At 71.4% G+C, this 6,600-nt stretch carries 7 protein-coding genes and 1 pseudogene; 5 read left to right on the top strand and 3 right to left on the bottom strand.

Annotated elements, in window-relative coordinates:
- Positions 1-288 precede the first annotated feature (288 nt).
- Positions 289-861, top strand: a complete 573-nt coding sequence (locus QK440_RS40450) for a dihydrofolate reductase family protein (protein ID WP_282798266.1) — start codon at positions 289-291, stop codon at positions 859-861.
- 103 nt (positions 862-964) lie between these two features.
- Here the strand turns inward: QK440_RS40450 and QK440_RS40445 are convergent, their stop codons facing one another.
- Together QK440_RS40445 and QK440_RS40440 are read right to left on the bottom strand one after the other, a co-directional pair.
- On the bottom strand, positions 965-2,137 hold the full coding sequence (locus tag QK440_RS40445; protein ID WP_282798265.1) for a serine hydrolase domain-containing protein: 1,173 nt from the start codon (positions 2,135-2,137) through the stop codon (positions 965-967).
- A 113-nt stretch (positions 2,138-2,250) separates the two neighbouring features.
- Positions 2,251-3,102 (bottom strand): LysR substrate-binding domain-containing protein, encoded by an 852-nt coding sequence (locus QK440_RS40440; RefSeq protein ID WP_282798264.1) that lies wholly within the window; start codon positions 3,100-3,102, stop codon positions 2,251-2,253.
- A 365-nt stretch (positions 3,103-3,467) separates the two neighbouring features.
- Here QK440_RS40440 and QK440_RS40435 point away from each other — a divergent pair, with 365 nt between their 5' ends.
- Positions 3,468-3,932: a cupin domain-containing protein gene (locus tag QK440_RS40435; protein ID WP_282798263.1), complete on the top strand. Its 465-nt coding sequence runs from the start codon at positions 3,468-3,470 to the stop codon at positions 3,930-3,932.
- A gap of 18 nt (positions 3,933-3,950) precedes the next feature.
- Here QK440_RS40435 and QK440_RS40430 read toward each other — a convergent pair whose 3' ends face one another.
- Positions 3,951-4,319, bottom strand: coding sequence for a hypothetical protein (locus QK440_RS40430; RefSeq protein ID WP_282798262.1), 369 nt, complete (start codon positions 4,317-4,319; stop codon positions 3,951-3,953).
- Positions 4,320-4,431: 112 nt separating this feature from the next.
- Between QK440_RS40430 and QK440_RS40425 the strand changes: the two genes are divergently transcribed.
- The 3 genes and pseudogenes from QK440_RS40425 to QK440_RS40415 all read left to right on the top strand — a co-directional run bounded on the left by QK440_RS40425 (position 4,432) and on the right by QK440_RS40415 (position 6,402).
- On the top strand, positions 4,432-4,722 hold the full coding sequence (locus tag QK440_RS40425; RefSeq protein ID WP_282798261.1) for an antibiotic biosynthesis monooxygenase: 291 nt from the start codon (positions 4,432-4,434) through the stop codon (positions 4,720-4,722).
- 15 nt (positions 4,723-4,737) lie between these two features.
- Positions 4,738-5,250: pseudogene (locus tag QK440_RS40420) on the top strand (IS5 family transposase); the annotation flags it as partial.
- Positions 5,251-6,012: 762 nt separating this feature from the next.
- Entirely contained in the window at positions 6,013-6,402 is a 390-nt protein-coding gene (locus tag QK440_RS40415) for a hypothetical protein (protein ID WP_282798260.1), read from the top strand.
- Positions 6,403-6,600 lie beyond the last annotated feature (198 nt).

The following is a 6,600-nucleotide window of genomic DNA, read 5'->3' as shown; positions in this document are numbered from 1 at the left end:
GGCACTATCCGCTCCCACGCCGCATCCGTCAGCTCCCCACGACCCACCACGAGATCAATTATCAGACAGGCCCTAGGACGCGGCGTCGTACGGCCGTCGGCGCGGGCGGGACGGCACGGCGCCGCGGCCGATGAGTTCCTCCGTGAGCGGCAGTCGTAAGGGATGGTGGGGGCACCGCGCCCGCGTGTACGGTCAGCGGCACCCGCCCCCGCCCCGCACGCGACGTGAGACCGCACACGTCGCGAGCCGCACACGTCGCGAACCGCTCACAGGAACCGAGGAACCAGGATGCGCACCCTCATCAGCACCGCCTTCGTCTCGCTCGACGGCGTCATGGAGGCCCCGGGCGGCGAACCCGGTTACCGCAACTCCGGGTGGACGTTCAAGGACGTCGAGTTCCTCCCCGAGGCGTACGAGATCAAGGGCCGGGAGCAGGAGGAAGCCGCCGCCATGCTCCTGGGCCGGGCCAGCTACGAGGCGTTCAGCGCCGTGTGGCCCGGCATGGAGGAATTCGCCCGCTACAGGACGATGCCGAAGTACGTCGTCTCCACCACCCTCGCCGAGGGCGACCTGGTGGAGAACTGGGGCGAGACGACGATCCTGCGCTCGCTCGGCGAGGTCGCCGCGCTGAAGGAGACCGAGGGCGGCCCGATCATCGTCCACGGCAGCGCGTCGCTGAACCGGTCCCTCTCCGACGCGGGCCTCATCGACCGCTACCACCTGCTCGTCTTCCCGCTCCTGCTCGGCGCGGGCAAGCGGCTCTTCAGCGCCACGGACAAGGACACGCAGAAGCTGCGGCTGGTCGAGCACGAGGCCTACGCCAACGGCCTGCAGAAGAACGTCTTCGACGTCGTCCGCTGACGAGAACCTCCGCTCGGCGGCCGGCCCGGCCGCGTCCCGCGCGTAGGCGTGTGCGGTACGCAGTACGCAGTACGCAGTACGCGGTGCGCGGCCGGCCAGTCGGCTAGCCCTTGCGGCAGAACTCCGCCTCGAAGACGTCCTCGTACGGCTTGCCGTCCTCCAGCCAGTCGCCGTTGATGTGGAAGGTCAGCGTGTGCTTGCCGTCGGCGGTGGTCGCCGAGCTGGTCAGGGAGCCCCAGACGATGCCGTCGTGCCCGTAGACCTTCACCCCGCACGACAGGGTGCGGACGATGAGACCGGCACCGTACTCGTAGAACGTGCCGGTCTCCACCGTGTCCAGCAACTCCCGCTGCTGGGCGGGCGGCAGCAGCTCCCCCTTGATCAGGGCGCTGTAGTAGCGGTTGAGGTCGCCCGTGGTGCTGATGACCTCGCCGGTCGCGCCCGACCACGCCGGGTTGTACTCCGTGGCGTCGTACACCTCGGGCCCGGGGTTCGCCGCGTACAGCTTGGAGTAGCCGATCGGGTGGGGCGCGGGCATCGTCGGGTCGGTGCCGGGGAACGTGGTCTCGCGCAGCTTCAGCCGCTTGATGATGCGCTGTTCGGCCTCGTGCGCGTAGGTGCGGCCCGTGACCTTCTCGATGATCATGCCGGCCAGCACGTAGTTGGTGTTGGAGTAGTTCCAGCCGGTTCCGGGCTCGAAGTCGGGCGCGTACTTCAGCGCCATGTCGACGATCTGCCGCGGGGTGCGGGTCTCGTAGCGGTGCGCCAGGAAGCCCGGGCCGTTCATGTACTCCCGCCACTCCGGCGTGGACACCATGTCGTGCACGCCGCTGGTGTGGTTGAGGAGTTGACGGACCGTCACCTTGGTGCCGTCGTAGCCGTTGCCGCGCAGGACGCCGGGCAGCCAGCGTTCCACCGGGTCGTCCAGGCGGAGCCTGCCCTCGGCCTCCAGCTGCAGCAGGACCACGGCGACGAAGGACTTGGTGTTGCTGCCCGCGCGCACGTGGTCCGCCGGGGTGCGCTTGCGCTTGGTCGCGGTGTCGGCGTAGCCCGCGGAGCCGAACCACTTCCCCCGCGCGTCCTTCACCTCGGCGGCCACCCCCGGCATCCCGGCCCGCTCCAGGGCGTCGAGGGCGCGCTGGGTGGCGCCGTGCCCGCCGGACGCCTCGGCGGCGGTGCCGGTGCCGGTGGCACAGGTCAGCGCCACGGCCGCGCTGAGCGCCACTGCGGCGCCCTTGAGGACGTTCCGTCTCCGGTGTGGTGCGCGTATGGACATGCGTATCCCCCAAGCGGTCAAGAATGATCATGCATCGGGGGCAGTGTAGGCACAGGAGCCGTCGGCGGGACGACCCGGTGGCGGCAGCGAACTGCGCCGCCGCCGTGGCGCCTTCAGTTCCGGTACGCGGCCGCCGCGAGCCGGACGAAGGAGCGGACCAGCGGGTTCGTGTCACCCGTGTTCCACGCCACCACCGCGCGGCTCGGCGGCATGTCGGTCAGCGGCACCACGGCGAGGCCGGGGGGTGGTTCGTGGCCCAGGAGCGTCACGCCGACCGTGCCGTTCCAGAGGACGGCTTGCCGGCACTCCTGCACGGACCGCACCACCGGGCCCTCGCGCGCCTCCCCGCCGTTCCAGTACGACTGCCAGAGCCGGTCGGTGCCTTCCGGGAAGACGAACCAGCGGCGGCCGGCCAGGTCGGCCAGGGCCAGGGCGCCGTGGCGGGCCGGCGGGTCGTCGGCGCGCAGCAGCGCGCCCACCGGGTCGGCCCGCAGCTCGCGGACGGTCAGGCCGGTCTCGTCGAACGGCCTGCGGGTCAGGGCGACATCGACCAGGCCCGCGTGCAGCCCGCAGGTGGGGTCGCTCAGGTCGGTCTCGCGGACGCGGACCTCGACGCCCGGGTGCTGCCGGCGGTGGGCGCCGGCCAGCCTGGTGACGACCGGCTCGGTGCTGTCGCCCAGCACGCCGACGGTCAGGAGCCGGGCGCCGCCCGCCGCGGCCACGCGTGCGCGCACGCGGTCGGCCTGCCCGAGCAGGGCCCGCGCCTCGGTGAGCAGTACCGCCCCGGCCGGGGTCAGCGCCACACCGGCGGACGACCGAACGAACAGCCCGGTGCCGAGGTCGGCCTCCAGTCGCCTGATCGCCCGGCTCAACGGCGGCTGGCTCATGTGCAACCGGGCCGCGGCTCGGCCGAAGTGGAGTTCCTCGGCGACCGCCACGAAGTAGCGCAGCGCGCGTAGCTCCATGGCGCGACGATACCCGGACGGTATCGGCGTGCCGGAACGGGTCTTGGACGGCCGCGGCACCGGGGTCGTGCAATGGGGGCATGACTGACACACCGCAGACGAGCGAACCGCAGCCCAGGGGGCCCGGGCCCGGGGGGCCGCAGCCCGGCGGGGCGCGGGCCAGGGAGCCGCGAGCCGATGGGCTGCGTGCCGGTGGGGTGCGGGCCGAGGGGCCGGCTGCCGATGGGCCGCGTACCGATGGACCGCACCCCGACAGGTCGCGTACCCACGAACCGCGTACCCACGAACCGCGTACCCACGAACCGCACGCCGATGAACCGCACCCCGACGGGCCGCAGGCCGGTGCGCCGGGGTCGCGCCCCGCCGTGTCGGTGGTCCGTCCGGGCGAGGGCGAGAGCATCGTTCTGGGCACCACGCGCATGCGCGTCCTGGAGGACGGCGCCAACACCGAACACCGCCTCGCCGTCACCGAGTCCGTCCTCGCCCCGTACACACCGGGACCGCCGCAGCACCGACACTCCCAGCACGACGAGGGCTTCTACGTCCTCTCCGGCACGGTGCGGTTCACGGTCGGCGAGGACACCTGCGATGCGACGACGGGCACGTTCGTGCTCGTCCCGCCGGGAGCCCCGCACACCTTCGCCAACACGACCGGCCAACCGGCCGTCATGCTCAGCCTGTTCACGCCGGACCTGTACGTGCGGTACTTCCGTGACCTCCGCGACACGATCGCCGACGGCCGCACCCTGACCCCGCAAGGACACCTGCGGACGATGCGCCGCTACGCCACCGAACCCGCCGCCGGCTTCCCCGAGGGCGCGGGGAGCTGACGGCGCCGCCGCCGGCGGTCAGGGCCGGGCGGGGCCGATGCCCGCGCAGCCCGGATCGACGCTGATCAGGTGCTCCATCCAGCAGTCGGTCTGCTCGGTCGCGACCTCGGCTCCGCAGCCGCGGCACAGGAGGTTGGGCCCGCCGAGCCCGTCGGGCCCGCAACAGCCGCCGCGCCGTCCGAGCGCGGCGTGCGGGACCGTGCCCGGGGCGTCGTCGGGGTGGAGGATGACGGCCCGCGTCACGGGGCTGACCGCGTAGGTCCCCTGCGACAGCAGGGGCACCCCCATGCGCTCGCCGGTAAACTCCGCGGAGGCCAAAGGCAGCGGAACCTCCCGCAGGTCACCGGTCAGCGACTCGCCGCAGTGCACACAGGTGATGACGGACACGGAGCCATTGTCCCCCCGTGACCGGGGCGAACTCCACCCGCCCGCCTTGCCGACGCACGGCTGTAGCCTGTCTGTCGCCAGCTGGCACACATGTACGTATCAAGGAGTAGTGGTGTTCGACCTCATCGTCATCGCGCACGTCCCCAAGGCCGAAGACATCACTCCGGTCGCCGACGCGCTGGCCCGCATGCGTCCGCTGTGCCTTGCCGAGGACGGCTGTGTCAGTTGGGAGGCGTACCACTCGCACGAGGATCCGGCCCGGTTCGTCCTGGTCGAGCGCTGGGCGACGCGGGACCACTGGGAGACCCACGGTGCCGGCGAAGCCATCCAGAAGATCTATGTGCCCGAGATCATGCCGCGCATCGAGCGCGAGGTGCACCCGAGCGCTCCGGTACGCCTCTGAAGTTAGGTTCTCCTCAGGTCTGGCCCATATCCGGAGCATCTGCGGGAGCAGTCCGAGGGCATGGTCCGGAAGCTCCGCTCGGGTGCCCACTGGCGGGATATGCCGCTGGAGTTCGGGTTTGGCAGACCGTCCACGACTACTTCGTCCGGTGGCGCGACGCGGGCGTCTTGCAGGCTCTGATGGACGGGATGGTCGCCGAGGCGGCCCGTCGCGGACAGACGGACGTGTCCTTGGGCAGCGTGGACTCCACAGTCGCCCGCGCCCATCAAGACGCCGCATCCGGCGACGGCGCCGGGCCCGTCTGAAGGCGGCTCTGCTCGGCCGCTCGCGGGGCGGGCTGACCAGCAAGGTCCGTCTCGCTTCGGATGCGCGCTGCCGCCCGCTCTCCTTCGTCCTGACTGAAAGGCAGGCCGCCGACAACCCCCGGTTCGTTCCGGTCCTGGCCACGATCAAGACCCGCGGCCCGATCGGCCGTCCGCGCAGCCGGCCCGGCCCGACGCGGCCGCCGGAGACGAGGCGTACTCCTCACCTCAGACAGGCCCTGAGAGGTCCTGACAGAAGTTTCTGATCAGGTGGCCGTCGGCTTGTCTGCTCGTTGGCCGGGTCGTGGGGAAACGTCAGTCGCGGCCGTGGATCGTGTCGGACGGACTGTGCTCGCTTGTCGAGCCGTTACTGTCCGAGCCGGGGCCCGAGCTGGTGGCGGGCCGGGCGCGAGTGCCGGACCGGCAGGTGCTGTGCGGGATCCTGTTCCTGCTGCACACCGGCATCCCGTGGGAGTATCCGCCGCAGGGGCTGGGTTTTGGTTCGGGTATGACGTGCTGGCGAGGCCTGGCCGCCTGGAACGAGGCCGGCGTGTGGGACCAGCTGCACGTGGTGCTGCTGAAGAAGCTGCGGACGACGAGGCAGCTCCACTGGTCGCGGGCGGTGATCGACTCCTCTCCTGTCCGGGCGGCCCGACGGGGCCCAAAAGCGGTCCCGGCCCGGTCGAGCGCGCACGGCCGGGCAGCAAGCACCACGTCCTCACCGGCGGGCAGGGCATCCCACTCGTGCGCGGGGTGCCGCACGCGCGCCTCACCCGCCTCGAGGCCCTCCACACCGCGGTGCTGGCGGTGATCCCCTCCTGTCGACTACGGTGCCCCACAGGCCGCCGCACGCCTTGCCGAACGCGCCCGGCAAGCCGCCGGGATCCGACCGAGCGCCGCAGCCACCCCAGCCCCCGCCGCCCATGCGTACGCCCTCTCGCACCAGCCCGAACAGGCCCGCCAAGCACTCACAGCCGCCGACCAGCTCATGGGAGGACTCGGCGCCGCGGCACAGGCCGACACCTGGCTGACCCACGGGGAACAAAAGCACCACGTCCACCTGTCCCACGCCTGCACCGCACTTGGCGACACCCGCCACGCTCATCAGAGCCAACAGCGAGCGCTGGAACTTTCCGCCCGACCAGCACATGACCCGGCCGCTGCCGGGCATCGACGCGGCCAGAAGTGCTACCGGGGGCCGCTGATGGTGCCGCTGCGCTGGTGCGACAGGAAGTGGGGCTACAAGCACCTGGTCGCGAGGGGCCGTTGGAGCAAGCCGTCCGACAAGAAGATCGGCCGGACGATCTGGAGCGGTACCATCACGGCGAACACTACCGGGGAGCGGAAGTTCGAGCGGCCGCAGCCGGGTGTCCGCTGAGGGTCTCGTGCAGGGTGATAACCAATCCGGGCATCTACAGTGGTGATCATCGCATCAATCCGCAGGGCGTTATCACCGCGTACAAGCCGAGGGAGGGAAGCTCGGCGGCTGCGGACTGATGGAGGGAGGCGAGTGCATGCCGTCTGCTTCAGAGGTGAGGGATCTGCTGGTTCCGCACTTGATGGGCAAGTTGTTCTC

This window comes from Streptomyces sp. CC224B, assembly GCF_030010595.1.
In the GTDB taxonomy this organism is placed as follows: Bacteria; Actinomycetota; Actinomycetes; order Streptomycetales; family Streptomycetaceae; genus Streptomyces; species Streptomyces longispororuber.
The sequence above is the reverse complement of the archived record's forward strand: the minus strand, read 5'-3'. Positions and strand labels throughout refer to the sequence as shown.